Raw genomic sequence first — 18501 nt, 5'->3', positions numbered from 1 at the left:
CCGGCCCGAAACCCATTATGAAGAGGTCGCCGGACGATCACTAATAGTGATTGCTAATGCCCGCAATCACGATCCCTGATGGCTGGCACCACCGTCATGAACCGCCGTCATATCGGCCGGCCGGCCATGAGGCGGACTGGGGCATGGCACGGCTTCTCCATCAGTTTTCATGATCGCTTCGATGACTCGAAGTTATTTGATTAATTGGCATCACAAAGCGTCTTATGGACGAACTAAGCCGGACCGGTCGATGAACCGCGGCAGTCGAGGGAGTGACAACGTTGATCGAACAGAAGCAGACGACCGAAGCACTGGAGCAGCATGACGAGTCCGCTTCGGACCAATTCCTGCGTCAACTGTCCGCTTGCGGGGTCGACTACTTTTTCGCGAATGGCGGAACCGACTTTCCTCCAATCGCCGAGGCCTTCGCCCGGGCGGCGGAGCATGGCACGGCGGTTCCCCGCCCCATGGTGATTCCGCACGAGAACGTCGCCGTGTCGATGGCCCACGGCGTCTACATGACGACCGGCCGGCCGCAGGCGGTGATGGTGCATGTGAATGTCGGGACGGCCAACACGGTCAACGCGGTGCTCAACGCCAGCCGCGACGAGACGCCGGTCCTGCTGTTCGCCGGACGCTCCCCCTACAGCGAAACCGGGCGGCATGGCACGCGCACCCGCTACATCCACTGGGCGCAGGAAATGTTCGACCAGGGCGGCATGCTGCGCGAAGCGGTGAAGTGGGATTACGAGCTTCACCTGCCGGAGCAGGCCGCCGACCTGGTGGCGCGGGCCTATCAGGTGGCGATGACCTCGCCGCGCGGCCCCGTCTACGCCACTCTGCCGCGCGACGTGCTGGCCGATCCCATCCGCGTGTCCCGTCCCGACAGCGGCCGCCGGCCGGCGCCGGCGGTGCCCTACCCGCAGCCCGACGACATCCGCCGCCTCGCCGACTGGATCGCCACGGCGGAACGGCCGCTGATCATCACCCAGGGCGCCGGGCGCACCCGGGCGGGCTTCGACGCGCTGGCCCGGCTGGCCGAGCGCTTCGCGATCCCGGTGGTGTCCTTCCACCCGCGCTTCCTGAACATCGCGGCCGACCACCCGATGAATCTGGGCTTCCAGCCGGGCGAGCTGCTCGCCCGGGCCGACCTCGTCATCGCGCTGGAGGCCGACGTCCCCTGGATCCCGAACCTCGAAGCGCCGCCCGACGGCTGCCGCGTCGTTCAGATCGGCGAAGACCCTTCCTTCACCCGCTACCCGATGCGCAGCTTCCCGACGGATCTCAGCATCACCGGCGACACGGCCACGGTCCTCGACGCGGTCGAACGGCGCCTGACCGGCCATGACGCCATCGACGAGGGGCGGATCGCCGCCCGCGGCGCCGTCCTGCGCACCCAGTCCCGCGCCCTGGCCGCCAAGCGTTGCACGCCGGACGCGCCACAGCCGGGCGCGGCCATCGGCCCGGAGTGGCTGAGCGCCTGCATCGCCGAGGCGGTCGGTCCCGACGCGCTGATCGTCAACGAATACCCGCTGCGGCTGGAGCATTGCCCGCAGACGACGAGCGGCCGCTATTTCGGGCTGAGCGCGGCCGGCGGCCTCGGCTGGGGCCTGGGGGCGGCGCTGGGGGCCAAGCTCGCGAACCCGGACCGGCTGGTCGTCGCGACGCTCGGCGACGGCGCCTACATGTTCGCCAACCCCACCGCCTCCCACTGGGTCGCGGAGGCGCACGATCTGCCGGTCCTGACGATCATCTTCAACAACCAGCTCTACGGCGCGGTGCGCAACGCCACAATGGCGATGTACAAGACCGGCGTCGCCGCGCGCGACGGCGGCCGCATGCTGGCCGACCTCAGCCCGGCCCCCGCCTACGAGAAGCTGGTGGAGGCGAGCGGCGGCGCCGGCTTCCGCGTCGAACGGCCGGAGGACCTGCGCGAGACGCTGCGCCGCGCGGTGGCGGTGGTGACCGGCGAGCGCCGGCAGGCGCTGGTCAACGTGCTGTGCGACTACTGATGTCGGCCCGCGACCAGACCATGACGGGGGCCGGGACCGGGGCCGCCACCCCGGCTAGCGCCACAAGCCCGGCAAACGCCGCAAGCCCGGCAGGCGCCGCGAAGCCGGCGGGCGGCTGGGGAACCGGCGGCCTGTCGACGGAGGCCGCGCGCCTGCGCCGCCGCTTCCCGACGGTCGCCGACCTCGCGGCGCAGGCCCGGCGGCGGACGCCGCGCTTCGCCTATGACTTCGTGTCCGGCGGGGTGAACGACGACCTCGGGCTGGCGCGCAACCGCCGGGCGCTCGACGCCATCGAGATCGTGCCGCGCTATGGGCTGGACGTCCGCTCGGTGACGACGGAAACGACCCTGTTCGGCCGCGGCTACGCGCTGCCGGTCGGGGTGGCCCCCATGGGGCTGGCCGGCCTGCTCTGGCCGGACGCCGACGAGTCCATCGCCCGCGCGGCGCAGCGGGCGCGCATCCCCTACGTGATGTCCACGGTCGCCAACACCTCCATCGAGCGCATCGCGGCGATCGCGCCGGACGTCTTCTGGTACCAGCTCTACAACGTGCCGGAGAACGACCACGCGGTCTCGCTGGACCTGATCCGGCGCGCCCAGGCCGCGGGCGCCCACGCGCTGGTCCTGACCATGGACGTGCCGGTGCGCTCCAAGCGGGTGCGCGACGTGCGCAACGGCTTGGTCGTGCCCTTCCGCCCCACCCTGCGCACCGCGTGGGACGTGGCGCGGGCGCCGGCCTGGGCGCTGGCGATGCTGCGGAAGGGCCAGCCGCGCTTCCGCAACTTCGAAGCCTATCTGGGGCCGGACGCGAGCACCGCCGATCTGGCGAGCTTCGTCTTCCAGAAAATGACCGGCCCGCTGACCTGGGAGTCGGTGGCCCGCTTCCGCGACGCCTGGACCGGCCCGCTGATCGTCAAGGGCATCCTGCATCCCGACGACGCCGAGACGGCGGTCGCGCTGGGCGCCGACGGAATCCTGGTGTCGAACCATGGCGGACGCCAGTTCGACGCCGCCCCGGCCACCGCCAGCGCCCTGCCCGCGATCGTCGAGCGGGTCGGCGGACGGGCGACGGTCCTCGTCGACGGCTCCATCTCCTCGGGCCTCGACCTGCTGCGCGTCCTCGGCCGGGGCGCCGTCTCCGCCTTCGCGGGACGCGCCTTCCTGATGGCCTACGCCGCGGCCGGCGAGGACGGCGTCGACCATGTCGTGCGCCTCTTCACCGAAGAATTGCGGGTGGCGCTCGCCCAGAGCGGCGCCGCCGCACTGGGTGTCACCCTGGGCACCGCTCCGGGCGGCGCCGGGGGGCCCACCGGCCCCCACCATCATCCATAACCAACCGGCGCCCCGAACAAGAGCCTCACCCACGGGCCTGGCGTCATCAAACTCCGGGAGGGTATCCGCATGGAAGCCAATTGGACGGCCATGTCCCTGGCTGTCGTCTACATCCTGGCGATGGGCGTGGTCAGCTACGCCGCGCGCCGCTTCTCCAACACCGCCCACAACTTCACGTCCGGCGGCACCACCTACCCCGCCATCCTGGTGGGCTTCCTGCTGATGTCGGAATTCATCGGGACGACCGCCAGCGTCGGCACCGCCCAGGCCAGCTACAAATGGGGCATCTCGGCGGCGTGGAACCTCGTGGCGCTGGGCATCGGCTTCATGCTGTACGCCTTCCTGTTCGCCCGGAAGTTCAAGGACCTGGGCGAGAACACCATCTCCGGCGCCCTGGCGCGGACCTACGGCACGCCGACCAAGGTCGCCACCAGCGTCATCATGATCTTCGCGCTGCAGATCGTCGCCGTGTCTGTCTACGCCAGCGGCGGCGCGGTGCTCGCCGGGCTGCTGAAGATCGACCGGTCGCTGGCCATCGTCTTCACCGGCCTGTTCGCCGCGCTCTACGTCGGCATGGGCGGGATGCGCTCGGTCATCTACACGAACGTGATGCACGCCGTCGTGAAGTACATCGGCATCATCGTCGCCACCGCCTTCGCGCTGAGCCAGGTCGGCGGCTGGTCGGAGCTTCAAGCGCAGCTTCCGCCGGCCATGTTCACCATCGACAACGCCGGCTGGCCGCAGATCCTCGCCTGGATCCTGGCCGGGACGGGCGCCGTCTTCTCCACCCAGTACGTGCTCCAGGCGATCAGCACGGTCGGCGATGCCGGCAAGGCCCAGAAGGCCAGCTTCTACACCTCGGTCCTGCTGATCCCCTTCGGCATCGCCGCGGCCATCTGCGGCATGTGCGCAGCCGTGCTGTTCCCGAAGATCAACTCGCTGCAAGCCTTCCCGATGATCGTGGCGCAGATGGACAGCATGATGGCGGCGGTCGTCGTCGCCGGCCTCGCCGCCTCGCTGTTCGGCACGATCTCCGCCATCAGCATCGGCACGGCGACGCTGCTCTACAAGGACTTCTACCTGCCGATCACCGGCAAGGCCACGGGCGACAGCCAGTCCCTGGTCTTCGTTCGGGTCGCCGCCATCGTCGTCGGCCTGCTGCCGATCCCGCTGGCCATCTTCGCGCCGGACGTGCTGAAGGTGACCTTCCTGGCCAAGTCGCTGCGCCTGACCCTGGCGGTGCTGGTCCTGTTCATCTTCTACGCCCCGTCCTTCGGCACCCCCAGGGGGGCGGTGACCAGCATCGTGCTGTCGCTGTTCCTGACCATCGGCTGGTACATGGCCGGCGATCCCTACGGCATCGACAACGCCTACGTCGCGCTGGTCATCCCGCTGATCGTGATGAGCATCAGCCACCTGCCGCGCCTGACCACCGCGGGCCGGGCCATGCGGGACACCGCCTGACGGCGCGGGCCGGGGTAGCGTCACGGCCCCCCGGCCCCGTTTGAGGCGGTCCCTCCCGCGTCCTCGAAACTCCTCCATCAGGGCACAAACGCCATGAGCGCGCACATCATCGAACGCATCCATTCCCAGGACCCGCGCGGCAAGGCCTTCGGCCTGCGCGGCTGGCTCGACCGGCTGGCGGCGACCAACCGCCTGACGGTGATGCGCCCCGGTGTCGGGCTGGTCCATGAGCTGGCCGCCGCCGCCAAATGCCTGGACGGCACCACCGCCACCCTGTTCCCCCGCCCGGACGGGCATCCGGGAACGGTCGTGTTCCGGCCTCGTGTCGGACCGCGCCTGGATGGCCGAAGCGCTGGGCGTCTCCGGCGACGCGCTGATCGCCCATGTCCGCAAGGCCGCCGAGGAGCCGCTCCCCTGGCGCGAGATCACCAACGCCCCGGCGCAGGAGGTCGTGCACCGCGGCCCCATCGACCTGACCCGGCTGCTGCCCATCCCGACCCACAACGAGCATGACAGCGGCCCCTACATCTCCGCCGGACTGACCATCGCACGCGACCCGGAGACCGGAGTCCAGAACGTCTCGATCCACCGCTGCCAGATCAACGGGCCGGACCGCATCGGCATCCTTCTGCTGCCGCGCCACACCGACCATTTCTACCGGAAGGCCGAAGCGAAGGGCGAGGCGCTGGAGATCGCGCTGGTCATCGGCGTCGACCCGGCCACGCTGCTGGCCTCCCAGGCGATCGTGCCGGTCGGCCAGGACGAGCTGGAGATCGCCGGCGCGCTGCGCGGCGAGCCGCTGGAGGTCGTGCGCTGCCTGACCAACGGGGTTCGCGTCCCGGCCCGGGCGGAGATCGTGATCGAGGGCCGCCTGCTCCCCCGCGTCCGCGAAGCCGAGGGGCCGTTCGGCGAGTTCCCGCAATATTACGGGGAGCGGGCCGACCGCCACGTCATCCAGGTGGACGCGGTGACCCACCGCATCAACCCGATCTTCCACACCATCGTCGGCGGCGGGCTGGAGCATCTTCTGCTGGGCGCCATCCCGCGCGAGGCGACGATCCTCGCCTCCCTCCAGCGCAACTTCCCCGGCGTGCAGGACGTCCACCTGTCGCTGGGCGGCGTCGGGCGCTACCATCTGGTGGTGAAGCTGCGGAAGACGCAGCACGGCGAGGCCAAGAACGTCCTGCTCGGCGCCTTCGCCGCCCATTACGACATCAAGCACGCCGTCGTCGTCGACACCGACGTGGACATCCACAACGCGCGCGAGGTCGAGTGGGCCGTCGCCACGCGCTTCCAGGCCGACCGCGACCTCGTGGTCGTCGGCGACAGCCAGTGCTCCAAGCTCGACCCGTCCACCGCCGACGGGCTGGGCGCCAAATGGGGCATCGACGCGACCATTCCGGTCGACGCGCCCGAGATGAAGTTCAAGCGCATTCGCGTGCCCGGCGAGGACAGCGTGGATCTCGACCGGCTGGTCGATCCCGGCGCCTCCTGGCGCACCGCGATCGGCTAGCTCCGGCCGGCCGCACCGAGTCACGTCCCCACTCGCGCCGATCCGGAGATAAAAGGCCGGATCGGCCGCTTTTTTTGCCGGGTTTACACCCGTCACCCTGTTTCCATCGGCAGACGTCCCCGCGCCATGGCCCCGCGCCATGGGGGACGAGCAGAACGAGGACCGCGCATCATGTCGAAGGCCATGCGGATACACCAGGGCGCGTTCGGCCGCGTCGCGCTGCTGGACATGGACCACGCGCTGATCCACCACGCGCACCCCCATTGCCATGTGCTGATCAAGGCATCGGGCGCCGACACCCAGTTCGCGGTGCGCGAGCGGTGCCACCCCTTGCGCGACGACACCGCCGTGCTGGTGAACAGCTGGGAGGCGCATTCCTACGCCCACCAGCCTGGGGCGCCGGGCACGGTGATCCTGGCGCTCTACATCGAGCCCGGTTGGCTCGGCGCCATGCAGCGGGAGTTCACCGCCAGCGCCACCCCCGGCTTCTTCGCCCACCCCTGCGGCGAACTGACGCCGCACATCCGGCGCCTCGCCGACCGCATGACCGCGGAGCTGCTGTACGGCGATCCCTCGGCCGAGCGGATGGAGCAGGCGCTGGTCGAGCTGATGCTCGCCATCGTCGACCGCTTCTCCGACTGGCGAAGCCTGCGCGGCAGCGCCCTGTCCTCCGTCACGTCGCCCGTGGACTTCCGCATCCGGCAGGCCATCCGCTTCATGAGCGGCAATCTGGGAGAGGAGTTCGACGCCGCGCGCGTCGCCGCCGCCGCCGGCCTGTCGCGGGCGCACATGTTCCGGCTGTTCCAGCGAGCGCTGTCGATCACGCCGGCGCTGTATTTCAACGTGCTGCGGATGGAGGCCGCCATCGGCGCCATGGCGGCTGGGCGGGAAAGCGCCACGGCGATCTCCGGCCGGCTCGGCTTCGCCGCTCCCAGCCATTTCAGCCGCTTCTTCCGCAACCACCAGGGCGTGACGCCGACCGAGTACCGCCGCGTCGTCATGCACCACGGGCCGGCCACCGCAGGGGCCTGAAGGCGTTTCGGACGGTCCAGCGCGCCACCTTGCCCAAGCGCCACAGAGTCGCAAGCGCCATCAGCGCCCCGACCATGAAGGACAGGACACCGCCCGCCAGGGTAAGCAGGGCGCCCAGCGCCATCCCGGACAGCGCACCGACGCGGCCGACCGTCGCGAGAACCTTCTTCCCGGTCAACCGGAAGGCACCGCTTACCGGCTTGCCGAGCAGCTTGGCGGCGCGTTCAGCCTTCTGGACGTCCTTTGCGTCATCCATATACCGCAGAACCGCAAGGGTCCGGGTGGGTGATGTCGCTTGGCTGATCGCACCGAACGACGCGAGCAATGCCCGCGTCTCACTCACATCCACACGCGTGGCGTGACGCCGCGCCACGGCCACCAGATCGTCCAAGCGGTACCAGGGAATGTCGCGGACGGAGTGCCGGAACGCAGGCAGGTCCATCGACCTGGCGACGACGCGCCCAAGCTCCGCCTGGAAGGCCACGCTCAATCGTCCGGTCTTCCGCGCCAGCTTCGCCAGGGAGACGCCCGTCTTGGCCGGCAGAGCCCCGCCGGCCGTGGCCACGGTCCCGGCGGTCAAGGCCACTCCCGCCATCGAGAGGCCAAGCGTCAGTTCGTCCACCGCCTCCCCCCGGATCATCCGCGACGCCTGGACGGCAAGGTCCCGGACATCGCCGACGACGGTCAGGTCGGAGGCGAGTGCGGCGGCGATGCCGACGGCATCCTCCCCCTCGCCGGTCGCGACGCCGGCAGCCGCACGCCGCGCCGTTCGCGACATCGCCCGCCATCCAGAGGTCTCTTCGGCCCAGCGGGAACGAAGGCTGGGATCGAGCGGGACGCCGACGAGGTCGCCCACCTCGAAATATTCTTCCGCTTGTTCCGGGGCGTCACGATCGAGCGCTGCGGCGATCTCCGCCTCCAGCCGCTCGCGCGGAGCGTTCTCCCTGATCATCGCGACCAGATCGGCGCGAACGGCCTCGTCGCTCCGTTCGTCTGCGTTATCGGCCAGCAGCACGAAGGCCGCAGTCACGGCGAACACCGACCCAGCCATCATGAGCACGCGCGCCGTCCGCACCCGGCGCGCCCTCGATGGTTCCGCCATGGCCTCGTCCGGCATCGGACCCCGAACTTCCGCAGCCTGTCGTTTCATGCCTTGTGGATGCCATCAGCCGGCCACCGGTACAAGACGGAATTCAGGCGCACCTCCTTGCCGTAGCGAATGGCCTGCAACGGGGATGCGCCCGTCCGTTGCCGAAAGGGCGCATCCGTTCCAACGTTCAGAGTCCCTTGAAGACCGGCTTGCGCTTCTCGTGGAAGGAGGCGACGCCCTCCGCGAAGTCCTCGGAGCCGCGCAGGCGGCCGTAGGCTTGGCCCTCGATCTCGATGGCGCCGTTGACCGACACGTTGTTGCCGCTGTTCAGCACGCCCTTGATGGTGCGCTGGGCCAGCGGGGAGAAGCCGCGCAGCTCATCCACCAGCGCGGCGACGGTCGCCTCCAACTCGGCGTCGGCGACGCATTCGGTGACGAAGCCCCAGTCGGCGGCCTGACGGCCCGGAATGCGCTTGGCGCGCATCACCATGTCCTTGGTCCGGCCGATGCCGATCATGTGCAGCAGGCGGGCCGAGCCGCCCGAGCCGGGAATCATGCCGATGCGCATCTCCGGCAGGGCGAACTGCGCGGTCTCCGAGGCGATGCGGAAGTCGCAGGCCAGCGACAGCTCGAAGCCGACGCCGAAGCAATAGCCGCGGACCTGGGCGATCACCGGCTTGCGGCAGCGTTCCGGCGCGGCGACGTTGATCGCCAGCTCGGACACATGCTCCGGGGTCTGCTCCAGGAAGCCGGCGATCTTGCCGCCGGAGGAGAAGTTCTCGCCCTCGGCCCGCAGGACGATCACGCGCACCTTTGGATCGCGGTCGAGCGCGGCGAAGGCCGCGCCGAACTGGTCGCGCTGAAGCATGCTGATGATGTTGAAGGGCGGGCGGTGCAGGACGATGTCGGCGCGCTCCTTGGATTCGCCGATCTCGACGCGGAAGCCGTCGAGATCGGCGAGGAGGCGGTTGCTGCTGTCGAACGAATAGGGCTTCACGGGGTCTCTCCAGAAAAGTCGGGTTGTTCAGTGCGCGGTGGGGCTGTGTTCGAGCTGGTATTCGCCGGCCTGGAGCTTGCGCCGCAGGATCTTGCCGACCGGCGACTTGGGGATTTCGTCCAGGAAGACGTACTCGCGCGGGCGCTTGAAGTTGGCGAGGCCGGAGGTGCGGCAGTGCGCGTCGAGGTCGGCGGCCTCCACATTGGGCGCCCGCTTGATGAAAGCGACCACGCGCTGGCCCCAGCGCTCGTCAGGCAAGCCGGCGATGGCGACCTCCAGCACGCCGTCGTGCAGGGACAGGACGCTCTCGATCTCCACGGGCGAGACGTTCTCGCCGCCGGTGATGATCATGTCGTCCACCCGCCCGGTGACGAACAGGTCGCCGTCGGCGTCGAAGAAGCCGATGTCGCCGGTGAAGTACCAGCCGGCGTGCAGCGCCTTCGCGTCGGCGTCGGGGCGCTTCCAGTAGCCTTCGAAGGCCTCGTCGCCCGCCAGATCGGCGATGATCTGCCCCTCCTCGCCCGCCGCGGCGACGTCGCCGGCGTCGTAGGAGCCGAGCCTCACGACGCGGATGCGCTGGTTCAGCGCCGCCTTGCCGGCGGAACCGGGCTTGGCCGGCGCGTTCTGGTCGAGCGTGAAGGTGTAGATTTCCGACGATCCGTAGTGGTTCACGAACAGCTCCGGCCGGAAGGCGGCGTCCAGCCGCTTCAGCAGCCCGTCGGTCATCGACGCGCCGGCGAAGCCCAGCTTGCGCACCGACGACACGTCGGTGGCGGGGAAGCGCGGGTCGGCCAGCAGGTCGTGGTAGAGCGTCGGCACGAGGTAGAGGCAGGTCAGGCGCTCCGCCGCGATCAGTTCCAGCGCGCGGGCGGTGTCGAAGCGCGGCAGGCAGACGAAGGTGCCGTCGACCAGCGCCATCGCCAGCAGGGAGCGCACGCCCATGGTGTGGTAGAGCGGCATGACCCCCAGCGTGCGCTCGCCGCGGCGGTAGCAGTTCTGGGCGACATGGGCCACGGCGGCGGCGCGCTCCGCCCGGTGGCGGCGCGGCACGCCCTTCGGCTTGCCGGTGGTGCCGGAGGTGTAGAGGAACAGCGACACATGATCGTCGGTGGCCCGCGGCACCGCCGGGGCCGGCGCGGCGTCGAGAAGGGCTGCGAAGCGGTGGGTGCCGCCGGACGCGCCGGAGCCGACGGCGACCCGCGGCAGGGCCTGAGCGACGGGGGATCTGGCCGTGGCCTCCGCCGAGACGTCCTGGAAGAACAGGGCGCGCACCTCGGCGTTGGGCAGGCAATAATCCAGCTCGTCCGCCTTCACCCGCCAGTTCAGCGGCACCACGGCGATGCCGGCCAGCTGGCAGGCCCAATGGATGGTCGCCATCTCCCAGCTGTTCTGCAGGGCGGTGGCGATGCGGTCGCCGGGGCGCAGACCGAAGCGGTCGAAGGCGCCGACCAGCCGGCGGATGCGGTCCAGCCACTCCGCGTAGGTCAGGCGCAGCTCGCCGTCGACGATGGCCAGCGCGCCGGGGCTGCGCTCCGCGCTGGCCAGGATGCTGCGGCCGAGGTCAAACATGCGCCGCCTCCCCGCTCCTGGTGTCGCAAGCCGCTGCCTGTCCGGTCACGTCCATCACGGCGCGGACAATCCCGGCGTAGCCGGTGCAGCGGCAAAGATGGCCGCTCAACATGTCGCGTAGCTCCTCCTCGGTGGGTTTCGGGTTGCGGCCCAGGTAATCGGACAGCGACATCAGGATGCCGGCCGTGCAGAAGCCGCATTGCAGGGCGTGGTGCCGGCGGAAGGCCTCCTGAAGCGCCGTCATGCGCCCCTCGGTGGGCCCCTGGTTGGGCACCTCGTTGGGCCCCTTGTTGGATTGGGACAGCCCCTCGACCGTGTCGATGCGCCGCCCGTCGGCCTGCACGGCCAGGGTCAGGCAGGCGCGCTGCGCCACCCCGTCGATGCGCACCGTGCAGGCGCCGCACACCCCGTGCTCGCAGCCGACGCGGGTGCCGTGGGCGCCCAGCTCGTGGCGCAGGAAGTCACTCAGCAGCAGGCGCGGGTGGGCCTGGCCGGTGCGGGGCGTGCCGTTCAGGACGACGGTGACGGTGTGGCGCGCGTCGGCGGCCAGGACGCTGGCGACCGGAGTGGCGGCGCTCTTCAGCGGCGGCATGACAGGGCCTCCTCGAGGACGGTGCGGCCGATGCGGCGCACGAGGTCGCGGCGGTAGCGGGCGGTGGCGTGCTGGTCGTCATCGCCCCCGAGATCCCAGGCGAAGGCGTTGAGCGCCGCGTCGAGGTCCGACAGCAGCGCCCCACCGACGAGCGGCCAGGAGCGCAGCGTCGGCCGGTCGGCCACTCCACCGACGGCGAGGCTTGCCCGCTCCCCATCCACCGTCGCGGCGCAGGCGGTGATGGCGAAGTCGCCGTGCCGCATGGAGACCTCGCGGAAGGCGTGGCCGCTGCCGGCGGCGGCGAGCGGGAAGCGCACGCTCTCGACGATCTCGTCCGCCGCCTTCACCGTGGTCAGCGGACCGACGAAGAAGTCGGCGGCCGCCACGGTGCGGCGGCGCTTGGCGTTGCGCAGAACCACCGCGCCGCCGGTGGCGACGAGGCAGAGCGGCATTTCGGCGCTGGGATCGGCGTGGGCGACGGAGCCGCAGACGGTGCCGCGGTTGCGGGTCTGAAAATGACCGACCCAGGGAAGCGCGGCGGCGAGCAGCGGCACCTCGTCCCGCAGGGTCGGGCGGGCCAGAAGCTCCGCCTGGGTCACCGCGGCCCCTACGCTCAGCCAGCCGGATTCGGCCTTGAGCGCGCGCAGCTCCTCCAGGCGGCTGAGGTCGATCAGCAGGCGCGGCTGCACCAGCCGCATGTTCAGCATCGGCATCAGCGACTGGCCGCCGGCGATCACGCGGGCGTCGTCGCCCCCCGCGGCCAGCGCCGCCAGGGCGTCGGCGACCGTGGCCGGCCGCAGGTAATCGAAGGAGGCGGGTTTCATCGGTTCAGCCCCAGAAAGCGCAACAGGCGGGCGAGAAGGCCGGGCCGTTCGGCCGGCGCCGGAGCGCCCCCGGCGCGGACGACCAGCTTCTCGAAGAACTGGCCGATCAGCAGACGCGAGGCGCTGTCGAGCATGCGCCCGCCAACCGCCGCGACCTTGCCGCCGACCTCGGCGGAGTAGCGGTAGGTGACGCGGGTGCCACCGGCCGTGCGCTCCAGCGTGACGTGGCCGGTGCCCCGCCCGGTGCCGAGCGCGCTCGACCCGCTGCCGGACAGGGTCAGCGATCGCGGCGGGTCGAGGTCGGACAGGGCGACCTCCGCGGTGTAGCGGCCGCGCACCGGCCCGATGCCGACCACCACCTCCGCCCGGTAGGCGTCGGGACCGGCGATATCCAGAGCCTCGCAGCCCGGCAGCAGGGCGGCCAGTTCCTTGGGGTCGAGCAGGATCGCCCAGACCTGTTCCGGCGGCGCCGGAACCTCGCGGCTGCCCTCCCCGGTCAGGCCGCGCCCGCCGGACGCCGACGGCGCCGGTGCGGCCACCGCGCCTGCCGGCCCAGCCGGGCGCGGCGGCTCCGGCGGATGGATCAGCGCGGCGATCTTGGCCGGGGTCAACGGCAATGACGGCACCGGCCCGCCGAGCGCGTCGGCCACGGCGTTGGCGAGGCAGGCGGGCGTGCTCATGCAATTGCCCTCCCCCACGCCCTTGGCGCCGAGCGGCGTGACCGGCGACGGGCTCTCGCGGTGGAGGATGACCGGCACCGGCACCTCGCAGGCGGTCGGCACCAGATAATCGGCGAAGGTGCCCGACAGGAAGCGCCCGTCGTCGCCGTAGGCGTATTCCTCGTAGAGCGCCGCCCCCACCGCGTGGGCGAAGCCGCCGAGGATCTGCCCCTCGACCAGCAGCGGATTCAGCAGCCGGCCGGCGTCGTGCATGGTGACGTAGCGGTCGATCCGCACCGCCCCGGTGTCGCGGTCGATCTCCACCCCGCAGAAGTCGAAGATGAAGCCGTAGCAGGCCGAGCTGTTGATGTGGTCGGCGTCGGTCGGCGCCTTCAGCGGCTCCGGCGTCCAGAAGGCGGTTTCGCGCAGCGCCGCCTCCCGCCCGTCGGGCAGCGTGCCCGGCGCCCAATGGCCGGCGGCGGCGACGCGCGAGAAGGACAGCGCGTTGTCGGGGTTCCCCGCCGCGAAGACCTTGCCCCCGGCGAAGCGCACCTCCTCCGGCCGGCTGTTGAGCGAGCCGGCGACCAGCGCCGCCATGCGGTCGCGCAGCCGCGTCGCGGCGACCTGCGCCGCCCCGGCCACCGCCCCGGCGAAGCGGCTGGAATAGTTGCCCGACGCGATCGACCAGGCGTCCTTGCCGGTGTCGAGGTCGGTGTTGACGCGGACATCCTCGAAGCGCAGGCCGAACACGTCGGCCACCACCTGGGCCAGCACCGTGCGATGCCCCTGCCCCTGCGGCGCGGAGGAGACGTGGACCGAGACTCCGCCGGTCGGGTCCACCGCGACGCTGGCCGTCGCCTGCGCGCCGTTCTTCGGCCCGGCCTTGCGCCGCTCCTCGGCGGTCAGGACGGTGGTGATGTAGCCCATGTTGGAGATGGAGGGCTCGACCACCGCGGCGTAGCCGATGCCGTAGAGCCGCCCCTCGGCGCGCCGCGCGTCGCGCCGGGCCTTCAGCGCGTCCAGCGCGCCGTCGCGCACCGCCTCCTCCAGCGTGGCGGGATAGTCGCCGGAGTCCAGCGACCCGCCCGACGCCGTGCGGTAGGGCATGGCCTCGGCCGCCACGAGGTTGCGGCGGATCACGTCGAGCGGGTCGAGCCCAAGCTCCACCGCGACGCGGTTCATCAGCCGCTCCAGCCCGTAGTAGAGCTGCCCGCCGCCGAAGCCGCGGTTCAGGCCGGTCGGCGTCTTGTTGGTGACGACGATGCGGTTGGTCACCGCGAGGTTCGGGATGTCGTAGGCGCCGGTCAGGTTGCCGTGGTTGCGGTAGAGAGAGGCCGGCTCCGGAGCGCGCAGATAGGCGCCGCAATCCTCCGTCTGCTCCATGCGCAGGGCGAGCACCCGGCCGTCCGCCTCCACCGCCGCATCGATGCGCATCCGCCGCGCCGTGGCCGAGGTGGCGGCCATCAGATGCTCCAGCCGGTCCTCCACCCACTTCACCGGCCGGCCGGCGACGCGGGCGCACACGGCCATCAGCACGATGTAGGGGAAGACCGCCTGCTTGTTGCCGAAGCTGCCGCCGGAATGGGGCGGCGTCTTCAGCCGCAGCCGCGATCCCGGAACCTTCAACGCCCTGGCCATCACCGGATGGACCGCGAAGGGGCCGGAGAAGTTCGACAGGACCTCGTAGGCGTCCTCGGCCGCGTCGTGGTCGGCCAGCACGACGAAGCACTCCATCGGTGTGCAGGAGTTGCGCGGGAACTCCACCTCGACCGACACGCTGCGGTCCGCGCGGGCGAAGGCGGCCTCGGGGTCGCCGTAGCGGAAGCTGCGGCTGTTGACGAGGTTGCTGCCGAGCGCCGGGTGCAGCGGCTCCGACGCCGGGTCCAGCGCCTGGACGATCGAGGTGACCGGCGGCAGCGGGCGGTAACGCACCGCGATGCGGTCGAGCGCGTCCTCCGCCTGGTAGCGGCTGTCCGCCAGAACCACCGCGACGGGCTCCCCGACGTGGCGGACGCGGTCGACGGCCAGACACCAATGCTCCATCGGCGCGCGCACGCCGACCAGGAAGGGGCTGGCGACGCGCTGGGCGTCGGTCCCGGTGACCACCGCGGCCACGCCGGGGACCGCCAGGGCGGCGGCGGTGTCGACGCCAAGGATCTCGGCGTGGGCGTGCGGCGAGCGCAGGATCGCCGCGTGGAGCGTCCCCGGCTTGGCCGGCAGGTCGTCGGCGTAGCGCGCCACGCCGGTCAGCAGCGCCCCATCCTCGACCCGCGGCATCGGGCGCCCGACCAGAGCCGGTGCGCCGGTCCCCGCGGCGGCCTTCGGATCCGCCGCTCCATTCCAAACAGTCCGCATCACCGTCATGTCGGCCCTCCCATTGCGGAAAGCCTAGGGGACCGGACGGCGAAACCTTTTACCGTGGAGTATCACGATTTATCAGCGGGTCTGATTTTCAGCGAGGGCACCTCAGCGCGTGATGGTGCGGGGACAAACGGCCGGTCGTTCGAGTCCGCAGCTTGACGGCCCCTCCCCTATCGCGCACCTTTCGCCCGAAGACGTCACCGAATTCCTTTTCTGAGCGGTCGAGGTGCCGCCGGCCCGTCCGGCGAATCCGGCAGGGGTTGCAATGGGCCAGATCATCACCGTGGGCAGCAGCAAGGGCGGCGTTGGAAAGACGACGCTCGTCAACGCGCTGGCCGAGTTCCTCAGGCGCCGCGGCGCGTCGGTGTTCTGCATCGATGCGGACCCGAACAAGAACCTGAGCGGCTGGCTGTCCGCCACCGGGCGGACGGAGGTCCGGGTGGTCCAAGCCGACGATCTGGTGCAGATGGCCAACGAGGTGTCGGCCGTCAACGACTTCCTGCTGATCGACGTGCCGGGCGCCAACAGCACGGCGCTGGTCAACGCGATCGACATCTCGTCGCTGGTGCTGATCCCGACCAAGGCCGACGCCAAGGACGTGGTGGAGGCGTTCCGGACGTACCAGCATGTGGTCAACGCCATCACCAAGGCCCGGCGCTTTTCCCCCAAGGCGTTCATTCCGGCCGCCGCCGTGCTCTCGCAGATCGACCGCCGCGCGAGCGTCGATCAGGTCGCGCGCCGGCAGCTCGAAGGTTTGGCGATCCCGACGCTGAAGGCGGACCTCGGGCAGAAGGCGTCGATCAACCACGCCAGCTTCGCGCAGAAGCCGGCGCCCTACTCCGCCATGGCGGACGACATCGAGGCGATCGGCGCGGAAGCCTTGGCCCTGCTGGAGACCTTCCGTGGCTAAGCGCGAGGGAAAGGTCGCCGGAAAGGACGTCGAGGTGGTGCGCAAGCCGCGCCTGCGGAAGCCGAAGGAGGCGCCGCCGCCCCTGGCGATGTCGGCCTACCTCACCACCGTGATGGCCGAGGCCGCCCCGCCGGTCGAGCCGCCCCCGCAAGACCCGCCCGCTCTGAGCGGCGACGTCTTCCCTCCCCTTCCCGAAGGACGCGTTCCCCAGACGGTGGAGGAGTTCCTGACCCGGATCGCGGAGCTGTGGGAAGACGCGCAGCAGCGGTTCCTGCGCATCGGGGAGCTGCTGTCGCTCGCGGAAAGCCGCCTGGGCGAGGAGGAGCGCGCCGCGTTGGCCGAGGGGCTGAACCGGCGTTTCGGGAAATCGGCCCGATCCCAGCTCATGAGCGCCTACCGGGCGATCCGCGACGAGGTGGTGCCCTTGGAAATGGCGGCGACCGGCTATGGCACCGTCTACATGCTGGCCCGGCTCTCCGATGCCGAACGCCGGCAGGCGGCGGAGCGCGGCCTGCTGCGCCCGGACGTCCGGCAGTCCGAAATCCGCGCGTTCTGGAAGTCCGTGAGAACGCCGCTCTCATCGGCCGCCACGCGGCGCGCGGACCTGGAGGCGCGCCGCGCGAAGCTGCTCCTCGAAATCTCGAGGATCGACGACGAGCTGGCGCGTTTAATCGATTAAACCTGCGGACTCGATAGTTTTGCAGGATTTCCGAGCCCGCCCATGTGTGGGGGGGGTTCGGAAATCCTGCTTAGGCGGCTGTCGCCATTTCGGGAGCGAGGCGGCGGGCGTCGGCGATCAGCGCCGCGGTCAGCGGCGGCTGCGGGTCGCGCCGGGCCACCACCAGACCGATCAGGGTCGACAGCTCCGGCGCCACGATGGGAATGGCGCGGATGATGGGGGGAAGCAGCAGCGAATCCGCCATGATCCGCGGCATGATCGTCGACCACATGCCGGTGCGGAGATGGTTGGTCAGGACGACGATGGAGTTGGATTCGAGCATCGGTTCGGCGTGCACCCCCGCTTCGGCGAAGGCGCGGTCGATGATCCGCCGGTTCTGCATGGTGGTGTTCAGCAGGCAGAGCGGCAGGGTCGCCGCCTCCTCCCAGGTGACGCTGTCGCGCGCGCCGAAAGGGCCGTCGGCCGCCGTGATCAGGTGATAGCGTTCATGATAGAGCGGCACCTCGTCCACATTGCCGAGCGGCTCGTTGTCGAGATAGGTGATCCCGGCCTCCGCCTCCAGATTCTCCAGCTTGGAGAGGATCTCGGTGGAGCTGTGGGAAGCGATGGTGATCTTGATGCCGGGATGCATCGACCAGACGGTGGCGGTCAGCCGCTGGACCATCGGCAGCGCCGTCGGCACCACCACCAGCCGCAGCGTGCCGGTCAGCCCCTGCTTCATCGTCTCGACATCGGCGCGCATCGCCTTGTAGTCGCCGACGATGCGCCGCGCCCATTCCAGCACCCGCTCCCCCTCGGCGGTGAAGCCGATGAAGCGGGCGCCGCGATCGACCAGCGGCACGCCGAGGGTCGTTTCCAACTGCTTGATCGCGGCGGACAGGTTGGGCTGTGACACCCCGCAGACCTGCGCCGCACGGCCGAAATGCTTCTCCGTGGCCAGCGCGATCAGAAATTCCAGCTTTTCCTGCATGCCGGGGTTCCTCTCACCACGTCCTGCGCCGCGCACGAACGGTGACCGCCGTGGCGGCGCGTCGCAGGTGGGACGTTATCGTTCACAAACCCGGGCACGATCATTGATCCGAGTCAGCCGTTTCCGTCGCGGCGCCGCCTGCCGCAGCGGCAAAGGGACGCATCGTTGGCGCACGTATCGTCTTTCAGGGTCGTCCTCGCTCACGACACCTCCATGTCCACGAGCCGGAACGCCGCGCCCGGCGGCTGATCGATCCAAAGATCGGCGCCCTCCAGGAAGGTGTCGCGGCTGAGCAGGTCGAAGGCGTGGCGCAGGGCGTCGGGCTGCACCCGGCTCTGCCGGCCGACCGACAGGGTGACGCGGACCACCCGGCCGAACGGCGTGGCCTCCCGCGCCTTCATCGCCTGCTCCAGCAGGGATTGGCAAAGGGCGATCTCATGCATGGGCTGGCTCCTGCGAAAGCGGGGGAACACCCCGCCCCTCCCCCGAGGGGAAAGG

Annotated in this window: 15 protein-coding genes; 7 read left to right on the top strand and 8 right to left on the bottom strand. The window is 70.6% G+C overall.

The features are described from left to right. The first annotated feature begins 272 nt into the window (after nt 1-272). From ACWPN5_RS30235 to ACWPN5_RS30215, 5 genes are all read left to right on the top strand, one after another. Entirely contained in the window at nt 273-2012 is a 1740-nt protein-coding gene (locus ACWPN5_RS30235; protein WP_492299223.1) for a thiamine pyrophosphate-requiring protein, read from the top strand. Further along, nucleotides 2012-3343: an alpha-hydroxy acid oxidase gene (locus tag ACWPN5_RS30230; protein WP_492299221.1), complete on the top strand. Its 1332-nt coding sequence runs from the start codon at nt 2012-2014 to the stop codon at nt 3341-3343. The genes ACWPN5_RS30235 and ACWPN5_RS30230 overlap by 1 nt, the downstream gene beginning before the upstream one ends. A 69-nt stretch (nt 3344-3412) precedes the next feature. Further along, on the top strand, nt 3413-4807 hold the full coding sequence (locus tag ACWPN5_RS30225) for a sodium:solute symporter family protein (RefSeq protein ID WP_145684103.1): 1395 nt from the start codon (nt 3413-3415) through the stop codon (nt 4805-4807). Nucleotides 4808-5147: 340 nt separating this feature from the next. Beyond that, nucleotides 5148-6320, top strand: a complete 1173-nt coding sequence (locus tag ACWPN5_RS30220) for a UbiD family decarboxylase (protein ID WP_492299219.1) — start codon at nt 5148-5150, stop codon at nt 6318-6320. A 171-nt stretch (nt 6321-6491) separates the two neighbouring features. Continuing rightward, on the top strand, nt 6492-7352 hold the full coding sequence (locus tag ACWPN5_RS30215) for an AraC family transcriptional regulator (protein WP_145684107.1): 861 nt from the start codon (nt 6492-6494) through the stop codon (nt 7350-7352). Here ACWPN5_RS30215 and ACWPN5_RS30210 read toward each other — a convergent pair. From ACWPN5_RS30210 to ACWPN5_RS30185, 6 genes are all read right to left on the bottom strand, one after another. After that, nucleotides 7318-8469: a hypothetical protein gene (locus tag ACWPN5_RS30210; protein ID WP_492299216.1), complete on the bottom strand. Its 1152-nt coding sequence runs from the start codon at nt 8467-8469 to the stop codon at nt 7318-7320. The two genes, ACWPN5_RS30215 and ACWPN5_RS30210, sit on opposite strands and share 35 nt — an antisense overlap. 160 nt (nt 8470-8629) lie before the next feature. Beyond that, a complete protein-coding gene (locus ACWPN5_RS30205; protein ID WP_492299214.1) occupies nt 8630-9439 on the bottom strand; it encodes an enoyl-CoA hydratase/isomerase family protein in 810 nt (269 codons plus the stop codon). Between the two features lie 27 nt (nt 9440-9466). Continuing rightward, on the bottom strand, nt 9467-11008 hold the full coding sequence (locus ACWPN5_RS30200) for an AMP-binding protein (protein ID WP_200477792.1): 1542 nt from the start codon (nt 11006-11008) through the stop codon (nt 9467-9469). Continuing rightward, nucleotides 11001-11600, bottom strand: a complete 600-nt coding sequence (locus tag ACWPN5_RS30195; RefSeq protein ID WP_492299212.1) for a (2Fe-2S)-binding protein — start codon at nt 11598-11600, stop codon at nt 11001-11003. The genes ACWPN5_RS30200 and ACWPN5_RS30195 overlap by 8 nt, the downstream gene beginning before the upstream one ends. Further along, entirely contained in the window at nt 11588-12424 is an 837-nt protein-coding gene (locus tag ACWPN5_RS30190) for an FAD binding domain-containing protein (protein ID WP_492299211.1), read from the bottom strand. The genes ACWPN5_RS30195 and ACWPN5_RS30190 overlap by 13 nt, the downstream gene beginning before the upstream one ends. Further along, the gene (locus ACWPN5_RS30185) at nt 12421-15447 is read right to left on the bottom strand and encodes a xanthine dehydrogenase family protein molybdopterin-binding subunit (protein ID WP_492299209.1); all 3027 of its coding nucleotides are present in this window, start codon (nt 15445-15447) and stop codon (nt 12421-12423) included. The genes ACWPN5_RS30190 and ACWPN5_RS30185 overlap by 4 nt, the downstream gene beginning before the upstream one ends. Before the next feature lie 262 nt (nt 15448-15709). Here ACWPN5_RS30185 and ACWPN5_RS30180 point away from each other — a divergent pair, with 262 nt between their 5' ends. After that, a complete protein-coding gene (locus tag ACWPN5_RS30180; protein WP_492299207.1) occupies nt 15710-16354 on the top strand; it encodes a ParA family protein in 645 nt (214 codons plus the stop codon). After that, entirely contained in the window at nt 16347-17033 is a 687-nt protein-coding gene (locus ACWPN5_RS30175; protein ID WP_145684118.1) for a hypothetical protein, read from the top strand. Before ACWPN5_RS30180 ends, ACWPN5_RS30175 begins: the two co-directional genes overlap by 8 nt. Before the next feature lie 70 nt (nt 17034-17103). On the opposite strand, the gene ACWPN5_RS30170 is transcribed toward ACWPN5_RS30175, so the two are convergent. Then, a complete protein-coding gene (locus ACWPN5_RS30170; RefSeq protein WP_145684121.1) occupies nt 17104-18003 on the bottom strand; it encodes a LysR family transcriptional regulator in 900 nt (299 codons plus the stop codon). Nucleotides 18004-18203: 200 nt separating this feature from the next. Continuing rightward, complete coding sequence (locus ACWPN5_RS30165) at nt 18204-18446, bottom strand: hydrogenase maturation nickel metallochaperone HypA/HybF (RefSeq protein ID WP_492299205.1); 243 nt, start codon at nt 18444-18446, stop codon at nt 18204-18206. Nucleotides 18447-18501: the final 55 nt, after the last annotated feature.

The organism is Azospirillum sp. UENF 211521 (genome assembly GCF_058780535.1).
Note: the sequence above shows the minus strand (reverse complement) of the source record. Positions and strands in the feature narration are given on the sequence as shown.